14 protein-coding genes and 2 pseudogenes are annotated in these 16,139 nt (G+C 73.1%); 7 read left to right on the top strand and 9 right to left on the bottom strand.

The window, feature by feature from the left end:
• The first annotated feature begins 47 nt into the window (after positions 1–47).
• Positions 48–1,013, top strand: coding sequence for a helix-turn-helix domain-containing protein (locus ACU6P3_RS23260; RefSeq protein ID WP_447193955.1), 966 nt, complete (start codon positions 48–50; stop codon positions 1,011–1,013).
• Positions 1,014–1,147: 134 nt separating this feature from the next.
• On the opposite strand, the gene def is transcribed toward ACU6P3_RS23260, so the two are convergent.
• The 8 genes and pseudogenes from def to ACU6P3_RS23220 all read right to left on the bottom strand — a co-directional run bounded on the left by def (position 1,148) and on the right by ACU6P3_RS23220 (position 9,607).
• Complete coding sequence (def, locus tag ACU6P3_RS23255) at positions 1,148–1,834, bottom strand: peptide deformylase (RefSeq protein ID WP_447193954.1); 687 nt, start codon at positions 1,832–1,834, stop codon at positions 1,148–1,150.
• A 215-nt stretch (positions 1,835–2,049) separates the two neighbouring features.
• Positions 2,050–3,096: a tetratricopeptide repeat protein gene (locus ACU6P3_RS23250; RefSeq protein WP_447193953.1), complete on the bottom strand. Its 1,047-nt coding sequence runs from the start codon at positions 3,094–3,096 to the stop codon at positions 2,050–2,052.
• A 54-nt stretch (positions 3,097–3,150) separates the two neighbouring features.
• On the bottom strand, positions 3,151–4,461 hold the full coding sequence (locus ACU6P3_RS23245) for an HD-GYP domain-containing protein (RefSeq protein ID WP_447193952.1): 1,311 nt from the start codon (positions 4,459–4,461) through the stop codon (positions 3,151–3,153).
• A gap of 344 nt (positions 4,462–4,805) precedes the next feature.
• Positions 4,806–6,149, bottom strand: a pseudogene (locus ACU6P3_RS23240) (HD-GYP domain-containing protein); the annotation flags it as partial.
• A 332-nt stretch (positions 6,150–6,481) separates the two neighbouring features.
• On the bottom strand, positions 6,482–6,823 hold the full coding sequence (gene rsrA / locus ACU6P3_RS23235; RefSeq protein ID WP_447193951.1) for a mycothiol system anti-sigma-R factor: 342 nt from the start codon (positions 6,821–6,823) through the stop codon (positions 6,482–6,484).
• Positions 6,820–7,503 (bottom strand): sigma-70 family RNA polymerase sigma factor, encoded by a 684-nt coding sequence (locus ACU6P3_RS23230; RefSeq protein ID WP_030754214.1) that lies wholly within the window; start codon positions 7,501–7,503, stop codon positions 6,820–6,822. The genes rsrA and ACU6P3_RS23230 overlap by 4 nt, the downstream gene beginning before the upstream one ends.
• A 376-nt stretch (positions 7,504–7,879) precedes the next feature.
• Positions 7,880–8,482 (bottom strand): alpha/beta hydrolase family protein, encoded by a 603-nt coding sequence (locus ACU6P3_RS23225; RefSeq protein ID WP_447198028.1) that lies wholly within the window; start codon positions 8,480–8,482, stop codon positions 7,880–7,882.
• A 309-nt stretch (positions 8,483–8,791) separates the two neighbouring features.
• Positions 8,792–9,607, bottom strand: a complete 816-nt coding sequence (locus tag ACU6P3_RS23220) for an SOS response-associated peptidase (protein ID WP_447193950.1) — start codon at positions 9,605–9,607, stop codon at positions 8,792–8,794.
• Between the two features lie 63 nt (positions 9,608–9,670).
• Between ACU6P3_RS23220 and ACU6P3_RS23215 the strand changes: the two genes are divergently transcribed.
• The 4 genes from ACU6P3_RS23215 to ACU6P3_RS23200 all read left to right on the top strand — a co-directional run bounded on the left by ACU6P3_RS23215 (position 9,671) and on the right by ACU6P3_RS23200 (position 13,381).
• The gene (locus ACU6P3_RS23215; protein ID WP_420707799.1) at positions 9,671–10,393 is read left to right on the top strand and encodes a M50 family metallopeptidase; all 723 of its coding nucleotides are present in this window, start codon (positions 9,671–9,673) and stop codon (positions 10,391–10,393) included.
• A 109-nt stretch (positions 10,394–10,502) separates the two neighbouring features.
• Positions 10,503–11,903 carry a 3-phosphoshikimate 1-carboxyvinyltransferase gene (gene aroA / locus ACU6P3_RS23210; protein ID WP_447193949.1) on the top strand — a complete coding sequence of 467 codons (1,401 nt, stop codon included), beginning with the start codon at positions 10,503–10,505 and terminating at the stop codon, positions 11,901–11,903.
• Positions 11,904–11,907: 4 nt separating this feature from the next.
• Positions 11,908–12,918, top strand: coding sequence for a ribosome small subunit-dependent GTPase A (gene rsgA / locus ACU6P3_RS23205; RefSeq protein WP_447193948.1), 1,011 nt, complete (start codon positions 11,908–11,910; stop codon positions 12,916–12,918).
• Between the two features lie 139 nt (positions 12,919–13,057).
• Complete coding sequence (locus ACU6P3_RS23200; protein WP_447193947.1) at positions 13,058–13,381, top strand: DMT family transporter; 324 nt, start codon at positions 13,058–13,060, stop codon at positions 13,379–13,381.
• 496 nt (positions 13,382–13,877) lie between these two features.
• On the opposite strand, the pseudogene ACU6P3_RS23195 reads toward ACU6P3_RS23200, so the two are convergent.
• Positions 13,878–14,357, bottom strand: a pseudogene (locus ACU6P3_RS23195) (TetR/AcrR family transcriptional regulator); the annotation flags it as partial.
• A gap of 194 nt (positions 14,358–14,551) precedes the next feature.
• Between ACU6P3_RS23195 and hisN the strand changes: the two are divergent.
• On the top strand, positions 14,552–15,358 hold the full coding sequence (hisN, locus tag ACU6P3_RS23190; protein WP_447193946.1) for a histidinol-phosphatase: 807 nt from the start codon (positions 14,552–14,554) through the stop codon (positions 15,356–15,358).
• A gap of 373 nt (positions 15,359–15,731) precedes the next feature.
• Positions 15,732–16,133 carry a CBS domain-containing protein gene (locus tag ACU6P3_RS23185; protein ID WP_030754964.1) on the top strand — a complete coding sequence of 134 codons (402 nt, stop codon included), beginning with the start codon at positions 15,732–15,734 and terminating at the stop codon, positions 16,131–16,133.
• The last annotated feature ends 6 nt before the right edge of the window (positions 16,134–16,139 follow it).

Raw genomic sequence — 16,139 nt, 5'->3', positions numbered from 1 at the left:
TGTCATCGAACCTCGAATTGCTGCCAGTTCGGTGGCAGACTACGTTCATGCTGCAGAACGTCACCGCTGTCCTCCTCGACGGAGTGCATCCCTTCGAACTCGGCGTGGTCTGCGAGGTCTTCGGGCTCGACCGCAGCGACGCGGGCCTGCCCGTCCATGACTTCGCGGTCGTCTCCGCCGAAGGGCCCGTGCTGAGTACACACGCCGGGTTCACCATCGGCGATCTCCATGGCCTCGACCGGCTGGAGGAGGCCGACCTCATCGCCGTGCCCGCCGGCGCCGACTACGGGCGGCGGGAGTATCCGCCGGAGCTGCTGGACGCCCTGCGCCGGGCCGTGGACCGGGGCTCGCGAGTGCTCAGCGTGTGCTCCGGCGTCTTCGTCCTCGGCGCCGCCGGGCTGCTGGACGGGCGCCGCTGCGCCAGCCACTGGCGGTACGCGGCGGAGCTCTCCCGGCTCCATCCACGCGCGATCGTCGAGCCGGACGTGCTCTACGTGGACGAGGGGCCGGTCGTGACCTCGGCCGGTACGGCCGCCGGCATCGACGCGTGCCTGCACCTCCTGCGGCAGGAGTACGGCCCCGAGACAGCCAACGCCGTCGCCCGCCGCATGGTGGTCCCGCCGCACCGCGACGGCGGCCAGGCCCAGTTCATCGAGCGCCCCCTGCCGCGCGACCGGTGCGACACGGTCGGTACGGTCCTCGGCTGGATGGAGCGGCATCTGGACCAGGAGATGACCGTCGAGCAGCTCGCGGCCCGCGCCCATATGTCGCCCCGCACGTTCGCCCGCCGCTTCCAGCAGGAGACGGGGACCACTCCGTACCGCTGGCTGCTGCGTCAGCGGGTGCTGCTGGCACAGGAGTTGCTGGAGACGACGGACGAGACGGTGGACAGCGTCGCGAGCCGTGCCGGGTTCGGCACCGCGGCCGGGCTGCGCCACCACTTCCTGCGGACGCTGGGGACGACGCCGAACGCGTACCGGCGTACGTTCCGGGGCCCGTCCCACGCCGCGTGACGCCGGTGCGGCGCGCCGCGCACGCCGCACCGGACACCGCGCACACGGAACCGGACCGGCACACGCCGTACCGGACGCGGCGCACGCGGAGCCCGGCGCACGCCGGGCCCGGCCCAGTCCTCGGGGCTCAGGGATCAGTCGTTGGGGACGGTCTCGTACCGCGGCTCGTTCTCCGCCATCTGCCGCAGCGCGTCCTTGCGGTCGCGCTTCGAGAGCCGGTCGATGTACAGCCGCCCGTAGAGGTGGTCCGTCTCGTGCTGGAGGCAGCGGGCGAAGTAGCCGGTGCCGCGCACCTTGATCGCGTTGCCGTGGGCGTCCTGGCCGCGGACCACCGCGTAGTCGGGGCGCGGCAGCGCCGCGTACGCCGTCGGCACGGACAGGCAGCCCTCGTTGGAGTCGTCCAGGTTGCGCGCCTCGGGCGGCAGTTCCTCCAGGACCGGGTTGCAGACGGCGCCCACGTGCCGTACGCCGTCGTCGTCGGGGCAGTCGTAGACGAAGACCTTCAGGTCCACGCCGATCTGGTTGGCGGCGAGCCCCACGCCCTCGGCCGTGCGCTGGCTGGCGAACATGTCGTCGATCAGCGCGGCGAGCTTGTCGTCGAACTCCGTGACGTCCTGGCACTCCCGGTGCAGGACCGGGTTGCCGACGACGGTGATCGGCCGTGACGTGCCGCGCTCGCGGTGCGCCAGCTCACGCGCCTCGGCGTCCTCCGTGTCCACGACGAACCCGTCCTCGTCCACGGCTGTCCCGTCCCCCGCCCCGGTCACGGGAGCCTCTGGGGCCTCACTGTCCATCCGCTGGTCCGTCTCCTGCTGCGCCATCTCCGCAGTACGCCTTCCTCGGTACCCGATGCTGCTGCCACCCGCACGATCGGTGGGGTGTCGGTACAGCCTACGGGGAGCGCTCGGGGGCGCTCAGCGGGTTCGCGGTATCACCGAACGTCATGGCGTGCGCCGGGCCGGCCGGCTCTCCCCCGGTGGGCGGCGGCCCGTCGTACCGGCTTCACGACCCGGCACGGCCGGTCGGCCGGCCCGTCTCAGCAGACTTCCTCCAGGTCCCGCCACTCCCGGGTGTCCGGGCTGTCCGCCACCCATCCGTCGAGCAGCCCCCGCACCAGGCCCGGCGGCGCCGCGATCCCGCACTCCCGCTCCGGCGCCCACAGCTCGCCCGGCGTGCGGTGGCCCAGCGGGCCCGGGTGGCCCGGCTCGCTGTGGTCGTGCGGGTCGAGGTGCTCACCGTCGCCCTCCGCGCTGGGCATCCGGCTCTCCGAGCAGGCCCGGCACAGCAGCCGCACCGACGACGACCAGTCCTCGGCGGCGAAGCCCGCGTCGGCGGCCAGCCGTTCCAGCGCGTCCCGGTCCTCCTCCGTGGCCGCCTCCAGCAGCACCACCCAGGTCGGCACCGGCGAGGGCGCCCACAGCTCGATCTCGTCGAAGACCGGGTACGCGCGGGTGGCCCCGTCGGCGCTCGCGGCCGTCGTGCGCTCGCCGTTGGGCACGCCGTCGTGCAGGACGACCTCGCCCCAGCGCCGGCCGGACGACGGCAGCGGGATCGACAGCACCTCGATCCTGGCCGGATCGAGCCGGCGGCCCCAGACGACCTCCGCCTCGCCCTCCGGCGACAGCCGGACGGCCGCACTGCCCAGTTCCATGCCGAGGGGCTCGCCGTTGGCCTCCTCGCTGTGCGGGTTGCCGGGCACCTTCAGGCCGTACGCCTGCCAGGCGCGCCGCGCCAGCGGCCAGTCCTGCAGCGCGGTGGCGGCGATGCCCACGTTCCACCAGTCCGGCGCGCCGGACTCCCGGTCCAGCAGCGCCACCGCCCGCAGACCCGCCGCGCGTGCCTGCTCCCAGTCGTGCCGGAACTTGTGCAGCAGCGCCAGGTTGAACCAGGACTCGGAGAGCCAGGGCTCCAGGTCCGCCGCGCGCGTCAGCAACGCCCCCGCGTCCTCGTACCGGCCGTCACCGATCAGCGTGAACGCGCGGTCGGTGGCCTGCCGCCACGAGGCGGAGGGCCGATGCCGTACCTTCCCGAAGATCCTCACGATTCCCGCCTGCCGGTCGCTCGGGTCAGTGCCCCCGGACATCCTCTTCTTCGCATCCAACCATGCTCGGTCGGACGCCCGCTCATTACCCATGGGTCAACCCGTCCCACCTGGGGCCGGACCGCCTCGGGACAGGACGCGCGCAAGAGATTCCACCACCTCGGGCTGATAGTCGTACCCCGTCCCGAGGCGCAGCCGCTCCAGCGCGCTGAGCGGGCCGCTCGCTGAGGCACATTCCCCGGCCAGGTCGTCGTACGCATTGACGACGCGGACAATCCGGGCCGGCAACGGCTGTTCCCGGTACGGGTCGGCCTGCCGCTCCACCACCACCGCCACCGCGGCGGGGACTCCCGTCTGCCGGACCACCGCGCCGCCGAGCAGGGCGATGCGCCGCTGTTCGACGACGGGCAGGAGGGCTGTGGCGCCCTTCGGAACGGGGTCCACCAGGGAGAGCTGGCCGATGTCGTGCATGAGGGCCGCGTATTCCAGGACCGTCAGCTCGGTCCCCGAGAGTCCCAGCTCACGGCCCACGGCCAGACTGAGGTCGGCGACCCTGCGGGCATGGCCCTCGGGGGTGTGGCCGGCGATCTCCGTGGCCCGCGCCAGCGACGCGATGGTCTGGCGGTACGTCGCGCGCACCGCGGCGTACCGCCGGAAGGACAGCTGGGTCACCAGCAGGGGGACACAGCACACCGGCAGCGCCCAGAGCCCGGCGACGGCGACGCCGAGCGCGATCACCACGCTCGTCGCGCAGACCGCGGAACCGAGGTGCGGCAGCGCCCTGAGCTCGTCGCGGAGCAGCGGCCCGTAGGGGTGGCGGGTGCGGGCGCGCAGCAGGAGCGCGGTGAGTACGGTATCGCAGAGCGCGGTCAGGGCCGGCAGCAGAAGCAGCACGGCGGCATGGCCGGGGCCCTCGCCGAACCGTTCCCGCAGACCGGCCGCGCCGTACAGCGGCCGGCAGCACACCGCGGCGAACCCGACGGCGATCAGCCGTCGCGCCAGGTGGTCGAGGCCACGTCCACGGCTCCGGACGGCGTGCGGCGCGGCGCCGGCGAGGGAGCCCACCAGGACGACGGCGACGGTCTGGAACACGCCGTGCCCGGTCGGCTGCCCGGCGTTCTGACCGAGCAGGGTGTACGCGAGGGCCCCGGCGGCGCCGAGGGGCGCGGGCTCCCGCTCCCCGGGAAGCGCGCCGCCGCGGACCAGCTCACCGAGGGCGATCAGTACGCCGAAGGCGAGGGCGGCCCGGGATTCGACGAGCCCGTACCGGAGGGTGTGCGTGAGCGCGGCGACGGCGAGCGCGCCGGCGGCGCAGTACACGCCGAGCGGGGTGAGGACGGTGACGACCGTGAGGACAGCGCGCCGGCGCCCGCGCCGGGGCACCGTCCCGAGCAGGGCGGCGCTCATCGCGGTCCTCCGTGGGGAGCGGGTCCGCCCGCCGCCGTACGACGGGCCGCGACCGCGTCACCGCCCCTGGCCGCCCCGTCGCTCCGGGCCGCGCCACCGTTCCGGACGGCACCGATGTCCTCGGCCGGACCGCTGTCCCCGGCGGCACCGCTGTTCGCCGCCGCGTCGCCGTTCCCGGCGCGACCGTCGTCCGCGACCGCCGCGCCGCCGCGGACGGCGCGGCGGTCCTCGGCCACCCCGGGAGCGGCACAGTCCGCCGGGACGTTTCCTCTCGGCCCCCCGGCCCGTCCGGACCCGCCGTACCGATCGCTCCCCACGGCTCCCACTCCCCCGACAGTCCAGACTGCCCCGCCCGATCCCGGCACCGGCCCCGCGCCCCGCGGTTCGTCCGCCGTCACCTCCGGCCGCCAGCCGTGCCGGTCCAGCGCCCGCGCCAGCGCCCCCACCATTTCCGGGTCGAACTGCGTCCCCGCGCACCGTTGGAGCTCCGCCACCGCCGCGGCCACCGGGCGCCCCCGCCGGTAGGAGCGGGTCGAGGTCATCGCGTCGAAGGCGTCCGCCACCGCGACCACCCGCGCGGACTCGGGGATCCGGCGCCCCGCGAGGCCGTGCGGATAGCCGCTGCCGTCCAGCCGTTCGTGGTGGTGCAGGATCGCCGCCCGCGCCTCGCCCAGGAAGTCGATTCCGCGCACCATCTCGTGCCCGTACTCGGGATGCAGTTCGATCACCCGCCGCTCCTCCGGCGTCAGCGGGCCGTCCTTGCGCAGCACCCGGGTCGGCACGCCGAGCTTGCCGACATCGTGCAGGATCCCGGCGAAGCGGAGCATCTCGATCCGCCCCCTCCCCATGCCCAGCTCGCGGGCGATCAGTACGGAGGCGTGGCCCACGCGCTCGCTGTGCCCGCGCGTGTACGCGTCCTTGATGTCGACCGCCTGGACCAGCGCCCTGATGGTGGCCTGGTGGGCGGCGCGCTCGTGGTGGTACTGGGCGAGGACCCAGCACGAGATGTACATGGGGAGCAGCACGAAGAACGCGGACAACGGGCCGTAGGGACCGCGCCAGAGCACCGCCATCATCAGCCCGGCGAGCGCGTGCACGCCGTGCGGGACGAGCGAGTGCAACAGCGGCCCGCGCCGGGCGGCGGCCGGGGGCATCCGTTCCGCGGTGACGAGGATGCCGCGGTCCAGCGTGGTCAGCACCGCCCAGAAGGTCAGCGCGGCGGCGGCCGTGGGCAGCAGGACGTACGGGAAGTCGGGCACCGCGGCGCCGTCGCCGTCTCCGCCGAGCGGAGGCGGCCCGCCGCACAGCGCCTGTGCCCGGGCGGCCGCCCAGGTGGCGACGGAGAGCTGTGCGGCCCGCCAGAGACGCCGGGCGCCCTTCGGCCGCCGCTCGACGCGGCCGAGGAGCGCCCCGGGCACGGCCACGAGCGCCGCGGCGGCGGACGGCAGCAGGAAGGCCGCCGCGAGCAGGACGGGAAAGAACGCGCCGGTCATGACCGGCGCCGCGCCGCCGAGCACCCGCCCCAGGAGCCGACGGCGTACGGGCAGCTCGCAGATCGCGTAGAGGGCGGCGAGCAGGGCCACCGTCCCCCAGGGTGTGCCGGGGCGCAGCGCCGGTCCGGCACAGGCCGCGGCGCATACGGCGGTGAGCAGGATGTACGCCCGTGCCACGCCCGGAATGGCCCTCACGCGTCCTCGCCCCTCTCGGCCGGGCCCAAACAGACGGTCAGGCTAGCGAGTTGTGCGATCAGGAACCGGTGTACAGCGGTGATTAGCACCTTCGAGTGACATACACCGCGACATGCGGTGCTATAAGCACAACAACGTCGTGGAGAAGACAGGGCACAGAAGACGGCGAAGACGGCGCACAGAAGACGGCATGCGGCGGGACGGCACGCCGGCGAACAGCGGCGGAGTGGGGACGGACACGCGGAAGGGGCGGACCGCACACGATGCGATCCGCCCCTGTCACACGCCGCTGCACGCGCCCCGCGGCCCGTTACACCGTGCCCGCGCCCCCGTTACGCCGCGCCCGTGCCCCGTTCCCCGGGCGACGCCGGGAAATCGACGCCCGTTGTCGCGGTCACGTCATGCTCGGGCACGGTCTGCCCCGCCCTGATCAGTTCGATCCGGCCCATCACCTTGGACCTCAGGTCGGCCGGCACGTCGTCATGCCCGCAGCACCGCTTGACCAGCTTCTTCACGGCCTGCTCCAAGCCGTACTTCTCCAGGCACGGCGAGCACTCCTCGAAGTGCACCTCGAACTTGGTGCAGTCGCTGTCGGGCATCTCATGATCGAGGAACTCGTAGAGGTGGTCGAGAACCTCGGCGCAATCCGTCTCGTGCGGCTCTCCGCAGCTCATGAGCCCGAGCCTTTCCCGTCGTTCGACGACTCTCCGACACCCGCCGGAACCAGCCCGCGGTCACGGGCGTAGTCCTCCAGCATGCCGCGCAACTGACGGCGGCCGCGGTGCAGTCGCGACATGACCGTACCGATGGGTGTCCCCATGATGTCCGCGATCTCCTTGTAGGCAAACCCCTCGACATCGGCGAGGTACACGGCGATGCGGAACTCCTCGGGAATCGCCTGGAGCGCTTCCTTCACATCAGAGTCCGGCAGGTGGTCGAGAGCCTGCGACTCGGCGGACCGCAGACCGGTCGACATGTGCGACTCGGCGCGCGCCAGCTGCCAGTCCTCGATCTCCTCGGCGGCACTGCGCTGAGGCTCCCGCTGCTTCTTGCGGTACGAGTTGATGAAGGTGTTCGTGAGGATGCGGTACATCCACGCCTTGAGGTTCGTGCCCTCGCGGAACTGGTGGAAGGAGCCGTACGCCTTGGCGTAGGTCTCCTGCACCAGGTCCTCGGCGTCCGCCGGGTTGCGCGTCATGCGCAGCGCCGCCGAGTACATCTGGTCGAGGTAGCCCAGGGCGTCCCGCTCGAACCGCGCGTTGCGCTCGGCGGTCGTCTCGGTCGCCTCTGCCGTCTCTTCGATCTCGCCGCGGCCGTCGTCGGTCGCTCCGTCGCTCCCAGTGACCTGACCCACCTCCTCCAACGCTGTGGCGGGGCCGAAAGCGGACCCACGTGAGTCGGAGAATAGTCGACCTTGCTGTCCGGAGGCCTCTCGGTTCGCCCCGCCGGACGTCCGGGCGGAAGCGCTCCTGCCCGCGGAAAGCACCGTCCATTCCAGGTCAGCGGCTTCCGAACGACGCGGGCACATGGTCGAACCCATACGACGGACTCCCTTTCGTTTTCCTGCCTGCCGAAGCCGATACCGATTCCGGTACCGACGATCAGCACAACAGGGACCCCGCCCGTAACATTCCCGGTGCCGAGCCGCACCGCGGGGGCCGCCCGGGCCGGGCTGCCCGCCGAAACCCTGGAGGCCGTCGGGCCCCCGGCGGCTCGGGACCCTCGCGCCTCTACAGGCCGTCGAGCCAGGCGGCCACCGCGCCCGTGATGACCCGCAGCGCCTCGTCCTGGCCGAGCGGTGCCTTCTTCGGTACGGCGAACCCGTGATCGCCGTACGCCACCTCCACCAGCTCGTACCCGGCCTCGTCGGGGAATTCGGCGGGCTTCCCGAACGGGTCGTTCCCGCCCTGGACGACCAGGGCCCGTACGCCCGCCCCCAGCAGCTCGGCTGCCCGGGACTTCTCGGGCCTGCCCGGGGGATGCAGCGGGAAGCTCAGCGCGAGGACGGCCCGTGCGCCCAGCTCGCGCGCCGTGCGGCAGGCCACGCGCGCCCCCGCGCTGCGCCCGCCCGCCACCACCGGCAGGCCCGTTCGCTCCAGGGCGGGCCACAGCGCCCGCCAGGCGTTGTCGAGGGTCTTGGGCGCGGGCCCCAGCTTCTTCCCCGCCACCCGCCAGGGCTGTTCCACCAGCGCCACGGTCACCCCGAGCGGGGGCAGCGCCCCGGCGAGGGCCACCAGGTCGCGCGCCTCGATGCCGCCGCCCGCGCCGTGCCCCAGGGCCAGGACCAGCCGGGGGCGCGCCGCCCGGTGCCAGGTGATCCGGGCCGGTCCCACGGGGGTGTCAGGGGTCTCGGTGTCAGGGGTCTCGGTGTCGGGAGTGTCGCTCTCGGGGGTGTCGGGCTCGGGGGTGTCGGGCTCGGGGGTGTCGGTGTCAGTGGGCTGCGGCTCCGACCGCCCGCCGGCCGCCTTCCCGCTCTCGCCTGCTGTCTCGCTCGTCACACGGCCATCCTGCCGGGTGGCGCGCCCCGGGGGCGCCCGCACACACCCCGCCGCCACAGGGCGCCCACCGAGGCCGTCGTCGGAGCACCGCCGACGTACCGCCGACGAAGCGCCGCACGCACCACACGCACACGGACACCGCCGTCAGAACAGCGTGGCCTCCTCCGGAGCCGGCAGTTCCGCCAGCAGCTCGGGGCCGTTGTTGCGGACATCGCTGACGGCGGTCGTCACCGGATAGGCCCGCATCAGTCCGGCCGGCGGTGGCGCGAGCAGTTCCCGCAGGTCGTCCGGGTCCGTACGGGACGGGTCCAGCCAGTCGTCCCAGCGGTCCGGCGTCAGCATCAGCGGCATCCGCGGATGGATGTCGGCCAGGGACGCGGGCCCCTCGGCCGGGGCCACGCCCAGCGGGGTGGCCTCCGCCTCCGTGGTGATCACCGAGCAGGTCGCCCACCAGGCCCGCGGATGCTCGTCCGGCAGGGTCCGGTCGCGCCAGAACTCGTACAGGCCCGCCATCGCCATGACGGAACCGTCGGCCGGAGTGACGAAATAGGGCTGCTTGCGCGGGCGCTTCCGCTTGCCCCGCTCCTCCAGCCGCCGCTCGTCGGAGCCGGTGACCCACTCGTAGTACCCGTCGGCGGGCAGGATGCAGCGCCGGGAGGCGAAGGCCCTGCGGAACGACGGCTTCTCGTGCACGGTCTCCGCCCGCGCGTTGATCATCCGCGCCCCGCCCTCGGGGGTCTTCGCCCAGGACGGTACGAGGCCCCAGGTGAGTATCCGAAGCTGGCGAACCGGACGGGGCTCGGCCGCGTCTTTCGACGGACGCTCCAGAACCGCGAAGACCTCCTTCGTCGGGGCCACGTTCCAGTCCGGGGCGAGGGTCTCCTCGGGCTCCCACTTCTCCACCCCGAACAGGCCGGTGAGGTCTTCGGGTCTCCGGCTCGCCGCATAACGTCCGCACATGGATGCCACACTGCCACGACGCGCACACAGGTGACGCACACAGGTGAGGAGCACGCCCGACACATGGTCAGTATCGACACCACCCCGATCGGAGATCTGTGGGCCCGCGTCTTCGGAACACAGCCCGCCCCTGAGGCCTGGCTGGTGTACGTGACCGCCGCCGTCGCACTCCTCGTCGTCGTCCCGCGCCCGCTGTGGCGGCTCTCCCGTAACGCGATCACCATCGCCCACGAGGGCGGCCACGGACTGATCGCCCTGGTCACCGGGCGCCGGCTCGACGGCATCCGGCTGCACTCGGACACCTCGGGCCTGACCGTCAGCCGTGGCAAGCCGACCGGCCTCGGCATGATCCTCACCGCGGCGGCCGGCTACACCGCTCCGCCGCTGCTGGGCCTCGGCGGCGCCTGGCTGCTGGCCGCGCACCACATCACGCTGCTGCTGTGGGTGACGACAGCCCTGCTGCTGGCGATGCTGGTGATGATCCGGAATGCGTACGGGGCGCTCACCGTGATCCTCACCGGCGCCGCCTTCCTGCTCATATCCTGGCTGACCGGCCCGGACGTGCAGGCGGCGTTCGCGTACGCCTGTGTCTGGTTCCTGCTGCTGGGAGGCGTGCGCCCGGCGTTCGAGCTCCAGTCCAAGCGCCGGTACGGTCACGCGGGGGACTCGGACGCCGACCAGCTGGGCCGGCTGACGCATGTCCCGCCCGCGCTGTGGCTGTTCCTCTTCCACGCGGTGTCGCTCTGCTCGCTGATCGGCGGCGGCCGCTGGCTGCTCGGGCTGTGACCGCACGCCCGGCGGCCACCGCCCACCCTCTACCACTCACTGATTACGCCCCTGTTTCCCCGCAATTGATCACGATCGCGGCGATCCGGGAACCACTAAAGTAAAGGCCATGACCGAAAGCTCCGTGCAGCCCGCCGGGTCCGTGCAGCCCGCCCTCTGGCCCGCCCCCCACGCGAAGGGGGCCGTCGAGGCGACGGTCACCGTGCCCGGATCGAAATCGGTCACCAACCGTGGCCTCGTCCTCGCCGCGCTCGCCGCCGAGCCCGGCTGGCTGCGCCGCCCGCTGCGCTCCCGCGACACGCTCCTGATGGCCGACGCGCTGCGGGCCATGGGAGTGGGCATCGAGGAGACCGTCTCGTCGTCCAGCGCGGCCACCACCGGCGGCATGGGCTCCGGCCCCGAGCCCACCGGCACCGGCGAGGCATGGCGGGTCATCCCCTCCGGGCTGCACGGGCCGGCCGCGGTCGACGTGGGCAACGCCGGTACGGTGATGCGCTTCCTGCCCCCGGTCGCGACGCTCGCCGACGGCACCGTCCGCTTCGACGGCGACCCGCGGTCGTACGAACGCCCCCTGCACAGCGTCATCCACGCCCTGCGCGCCCTGGGCGCGCGGATCGACGACGACAACCGGGGCGCGCTCCCCCTGACCGTGCACGGCGGCGGCGCCCTGGACGGCGGTCCGGTGGAGATCGACGCCTCCGCGTCCTCCCAGTTCGTCTCGGCGCTGCTGCTCTCCGGCGCGCGCTTCAACCAGGGCGTGGAGGTGCGGCACGTGGGCGCCGTACTGCCCTCCCTGCCGCACATCCGGATGACCGTCGACATGCTGCGCGGCGTCGGCGCGCAGGTGGACGAGCCCGAGACCGGCGGCGAGCCGAACGTCTGGCGGGTCTCCCCCAGCGCGCTGCTGGGGCGCGATCTGACCGTGGAGCCGGACCTGTCCAACGCCCAGCCGTTCCTCGCCGCCGCGCTGGTGACCGGCGGCCGGGTCACCGTCCCGGACTGGCCCGAGCGCACCACGCAGCCGGGCGACGCGCTGCGCGAGATCTTCACCGAGATGGGCGGTTCCTGCGAGTTCAGCGTGACGGCGGGCGGCTCCAGCCTCACCTTCACGGGGACGGGCCGGATCCGCGGGATCGACGTGGACCTGAGCGAGGTGGGCGAGCTGACGCCCGGTGTCGCGGCGGTCGCCGCGCTCGCCGACTCGCCCTCCACCCTGCGCGGCGTCGCCCATCTGCGGCTGCACGAGACGGACCGCCTCGCCGCGCTGACGAAGGAGATCAACGGGCTGGGCGGGGATGTGACGGAGACCGCCGACGGTCTGCACATCCGCCCGCGCCCGCTGCGCGGAGGCGTGTTCCACACCTACGACGACCACCGCATGGCCACGGCCGGCGCGATCATCGGGCTCGTGGTGGACGGGGTGGAGATCGAGAACGTCGGCACGACCGCCAAGACCCTGCCCGACTTCCCGCGGATGTGGGCCGACATGCTGGCGGGATCGGGAGCCTGACGGCATGCGGCGCTACGGCAAGAACCCCGACGAGGACGACATCCGCACCCGCCCCAACCCCAAGGGCAACCGGCCGCGCACGAACATCCGGCCCAAGCACGAGGACGCGTCCCAGGGCATGGTGCTGACCGTCGACCGCGGCCGGATCACCTGCCTCGTCGAGGACCGGCCCGTCATCGCGATGAAGGCCCGCGAACTGGGCCGCAAGGCCGCCGTGGTGGGCGACGAGGTCGATCTCGTCGGGGACCTGTCGGGCCGCAAGGACACGCTGGCGCGCATCGTACGGATCGGCAAGCGCCGCTCGGTGCTGCGCCGCACGGCGGACGACGACGACCCCTACGAGCGCGTCGTCGTCGCCAACGCCGACCAGCTCGCCGTGGTCACCGCGCTCGCCGACCCGGAACCGCGCCCGCGGCTGATCGACCGCTGTCTGGTCGCCGCCTACGACGGCGGGCTGGAACCGCTGCTCGTCCTGACGAAGTCCGATCTCGCCCCGCCCGACGCCCTCCTGGAGACGTACCGGCCCCTCGGCATCCGCTATGTCGTCACCCGGCGGGACGAGCTGGAGAGCGGGGATGCGGCGGACCGCGTGCGCGACTACCTCGACGGCCGGGTCACCGCCTTCGTCGGGCACTCCGGTGTCGGCAAGACCACGCTGGTCAACGCGCTGGTGCCGGACGACCGGCGGCGGGTCACCGGCCATGTCAACGCGGTCACGGGACGCGGTCGGCACACCACCACCTCCGCTCTCGCGCTGCCGCTGGCCAAGGGTGACGGCTGGGTGATCGACACCCCGGGCATCCGCTCCTTCGGGCTGCACCACGTCGACCCGTCCCGGGTGATCCTCGCCTTCCCGGATCTCGTACCGGGTACGGAGGGCTGCCCGCGGGCGTGCGGCCACGACGAACCGGACTGCGCGCTCGACGACTGGGTGGCCGAGGGGCACGCCGATCCCGCCAGGCTCTACTCACTGCGGCGCCTTCTCGCCACGCGGGAGCGCCGCGAGGGCGACTGAAACCGAATACCGCGGAGATCGCCGCCCCCAAGGGCTGGTGAGGGCATAATCGCACCCAGCCGGGACGGAGCGAACGGGACGTCGGCGATCGGACCGGGCGGGACGGACCGAGCGGTCACGAACGGGGAGGTCTTGCACAATGGCGTGGCTGCTGGTGGTGGTCGCCGGTCTCCTGGAGACGGGCTTCGCGGTCTGTCTCAAGCTCTCCCACGGTTTCACCCGCCTGTGGCCCACGATCGCCTTCGCCGCCTTCGCGCTGGGCAGCTTCGGCCTGCTGACGCTCTCGTTGAAGAAGCTCGACGTGGGTCCGGCCTACGCGGTCTGGACGGGCATCGGCGCCGCGGGTACCGCGATCTACGGGATGGTCTTCCTCGGGGACGTGGTGTCCACGCTCAAGCTCGTCTCCATCTCCCTGGTGGTGGTCGGCGTCATCGGGCTCCAGCTCTCGGGGTCGGCGCACTGATCCGCGCGGTGACGGCCGTACGGACGAAGGGCCCGACCGGCTCCGTGCCCGGCGCGATCACATGAGCGAGGGCGAGCCGTATGGCCAGCTCACAGCGGTGGAGCAGGTCGGCCCGGCCAGAAAGCGAGCCCTCCGCCCCCGGCGCTCCCTGAGTCCCTGGCGCTCCCTGAACCCCTTGCGGCGCCTGAGCCTCTTGCTGCCCTTGTAGCGCTTGCAGCCCTCGTAGCCCTTGCTGCCCCTGTGACCCTTGGTGTCCGAGAGGTCCCCACGAACCCGGCGTGTCCTTCCCGGCCGACTCCAGAACCGCCGGAGGCGGGGCCGGTGTCTGAGGCGGGGAGGGGGCCGTCCGGCCCCGGACCGGCCGTCTGGGAAGGCGGGCGGGCTCCGCCGTACGGTCCGCCGCCCGCGAGTGCTCCGTGGGCCGGACCCCGTCCGCGGCCCAGGACCGGTCGCCGGTGCGCGAGCGATCTCCCGGACGTGCGTGGTCTCCCGTACGGGAGTGACGCAGCGCCGCCGCGGTTCTGTCCCGTACGAGCGCCACCAGGTCGGTGGTCGCGGGTGCCCCGGCGTCCGCCCGGCGCTGGGCCGGGACGGGCGACTGCGCGGCCCCGGCCCGCACGGGGCGCGGCGCGGGCAGCCACTCCCCCCAGCACCCGGTGAGCAGGGCCCGCAGCAGCGGCCGGGCCCTCGCCTGCCCCACGGTCCACTCGGCCAGGGCCACCAGCCGGTCGGGAGCGGGGCGGTCCTCGCCCCCGTCCAGCAGCCGTTCCACCCCGTGGAGATAGAGATCGGCCTCCCTGCGCACCAGCGCGCGGGCGAGGCCGTCCTTGCTGCCGAACTCGTTGTAGAGGGTCTGCCGGGACACCCCCGCCGCCGACGCCACGTCGACCATGCGCACCGAGGACCAGGGGAGCTCGGTGAGCGCCGCGAGAGCAGCACTGAGCAAAGCTTCACGCGCAGTAGACGCAGTAGACATAGTCGCCGCCTCGGGGACCGGGTGAGCCCTGGGCACAGGGTTGACGGGCGGTAGCGCACTGTCAAGGCCATGGATCAGCCATGGCGCGCGAGGCCTGGGCCGGGGAGCCGGACACACCTCGCCCGCCGGAACCGGTCACTCTCCGGAACGGGCCCCGTGGCCCCGCGCGGCCGGCGGTGGATACTGTGACGACCATGCCCGACTACCACGATGACCTGCGTCTCGCCCATGTCCTGGCGGACACCGCCGACGCCGCCACGATGGACCGGTTCAAGGCCCTCGACCTGAAGGTCGAGACGAAACCGGACATGACTCCGGTGAGCGAGGCCGACAAGGCGGCCGAGGAACTCATCCGCGGCAACCTCCAGCGGGCCAGGCCGCGCGACGCGATCCTGGGCGAGGAGTACGGCGTCGAGGGCTCCGGCCCGCGCCGCTGGGTCATCGACCCCATCGACGGCACGAAGAACTACGTCCGCGGCGTGCCCGTCTGGGCGACCCTTATCTCCCTGATGGTGGCGGGCGAGGGCGGCTACGAGCCGGTCGTCGGCGTGGTCTCCGCCCCCGCGCTGGGCCGCCGCTGGTGGGCCGCCAAGGGCGGGGGCGCCTACACGGGCCGCAGCCTGTCCTCAGCGACCCGGCTGGGCGTCTCGAAGGTCGCGCGGATCAGCGACGCCTCGTTCGCGTACTCCTCGCTGAGCGGCTGGGAGGAGACGGGCCGACTGCCCGGCTTCCTGGACCTGACCCGGGCCTGCTGGCGCACCCGGGGCTACGGCGACTTCTGGCCGTACATGATGGTCGCCGAGGGCTCGGTGGACCTGTGCGCGGAGCCGGAGCTGTCCCTGTGGGACATGGCGGCCCCGGCGATCGTCGTGCAGGAGGCGGGAGGCACGTTCACCGGCCTCGACGGCGCCCCGGGCCCGCACAGCGGCAACGCGGCGGCGTCCAACGGGATCCTGCACGAGGAGCTGCTGGGCTACCTGCGGACGGGGACAGGGACCTGATACGTCCCGGCTGTCCCCACCCGCCGGGGTGCCTGATACCCCCGGGTGCCCACGTCCGCCGGCGAGTTCGCCGAAGGGGGCGCGGCCGCTGTCGAAAGGGAGGCTGTGCCGCGGCGGTCACCGAGACGCCCCAGCCCCTTTCGGGGGTTACCGATCACCGGTCCCGAGGCGAACCGAGGCCCCCAACACGGGGGTTGTTAGTCGGCTTTTTGCACGCTCCGGGGCTACCCCTACCGCCCCCTTGTTGACTTCCCCCAACGGTGTCACTCTGAGAGTCCCCCCATTTGTGAATTTGTGAAACGTTTCTCCTGGCGCTCCCGCCCGTCCCCAGGAGTTCCGGAAGACGCTTTCACCCAGGAGGTGGCCCCATCCCATGCTTGTCCGCGACGCCATGAGCTCGGTGGTCCTCACCATCGGCCCCACACACACGCTCCGCCAGGCGGCCCGGCTGATGTCGGCGCGCCGCGTCGGCGCCGCCGTCGTCCTCGACACCGACCACTGCGGCATCGGCATCCTCACCGAACGGGACATCCTCAACTCGGTCGGCGCGGGCCAGAGCCCCGACACCGAGACCGCCGGCTCCCACACCACGAACGATGTCGTCTTCGCCGCCCCCTCGTGGACGCTGGCCGAAGCCGCGGCGGCCATGTCGCACGGCGGGTTCCGGCATCTGATCGTCCTGGGCGACCACGAGCCCGTCGGCATCGTCTCCGTCCGCGACATCATCCGCTGCTGGGCCCCGGCGCGGCGGGAGGCCGCGGTACTGACCGGCTGAGGGGCC

The sequence above is a fragment of the Streptomyces hebeiensis genome, assembly GCF_052983195.1.
Note: the sequence above shows the minus strand (reverse complement) of the source record. Positions and strands in the feature narration are given on the sequence as shown.

Coding starts and splice junctions, on each gene's coding strand:
- aroA (WP_447193949.1), top strand. CDS start 10,503: ATGACCGAAAGCTCCGTGCAGCCCGCCGGGTCCGTGCAGCCCGCCCTC.
- ACU6P3_RS23250 (WP_447193953.1), bottom strand. CDS start 3,096: ATGTCCGGGGGCACTGACCCGAGCGACCGGCAGGCGGGAATCGTGAGG.
- ACU6P3_RS23185 (WP_030754964.1), top strand. CDS start 15,732: ATGCTTGTCCGCGACGCCATGAGCTCGGTGGTCCTCACCATCGGCCCC.
- hisN (WP_447193946.1), top strand. CDS start 14,552: ATGCCCGACTACCACGATGACCTGCGTCTCGCCCATGTCCTGGCGGAC.
- rsrA (WP_447193951.1), bottom strand. CDS start 6,823: ATGAGCTGCGGAGAGCCGCACGAGACGGATTGCGCCGAGGTTCTCGAC.
- rsgA (WP_447193948.1), top strand. CDS start 11,908: ATGCGGCGCTACGGCAAGAACCCCGACGAGGACGACATCCGCACCCGC.
- ACU6P3_RS23260 (WP_447193955.1), top strand. CDS start 48: ATGCTGCAGAACGTCACCGCTGTCCTCCTCGACGGAGTGCATCCCTTC.
- def (WP_447193954.1), bottom strand. CDS start 1,834: ATGGCGCAGCAGGAGACGGACCAGCGGATGGACAGTGAGGCCCCAGAG.
- ACU6P3_RS23200 (WP_447193947.1), top strand. CDS start 13,058: ATGGCGTGGCTGCTGGTGGTGGTCGCCGGTCTCCTGGAGACGGGCTTC.
- ACU6P3_RS23220 (WP_447193950.1), bottom strand. CDS start 9,607: ATGTGCGGACGTTATGCGGCGAGCCGGAGACCCGAAGACCTCACCGGC.
- ACU6P3_RS23215 (WP_420707799.1), top strand. CDS start 9,671: ATGGTCAGTATCGACACCACCCCGATCGGAGATCTGTGGGCCCGCGTC.
- ACU6P3_RS23245 (WP_447193952.1), bottom strand. CDS start 4,461: ATGAGCGCCGCCCTGCTCGGGACGGTGCCCCGGCGCGGGCGCCGGCGC.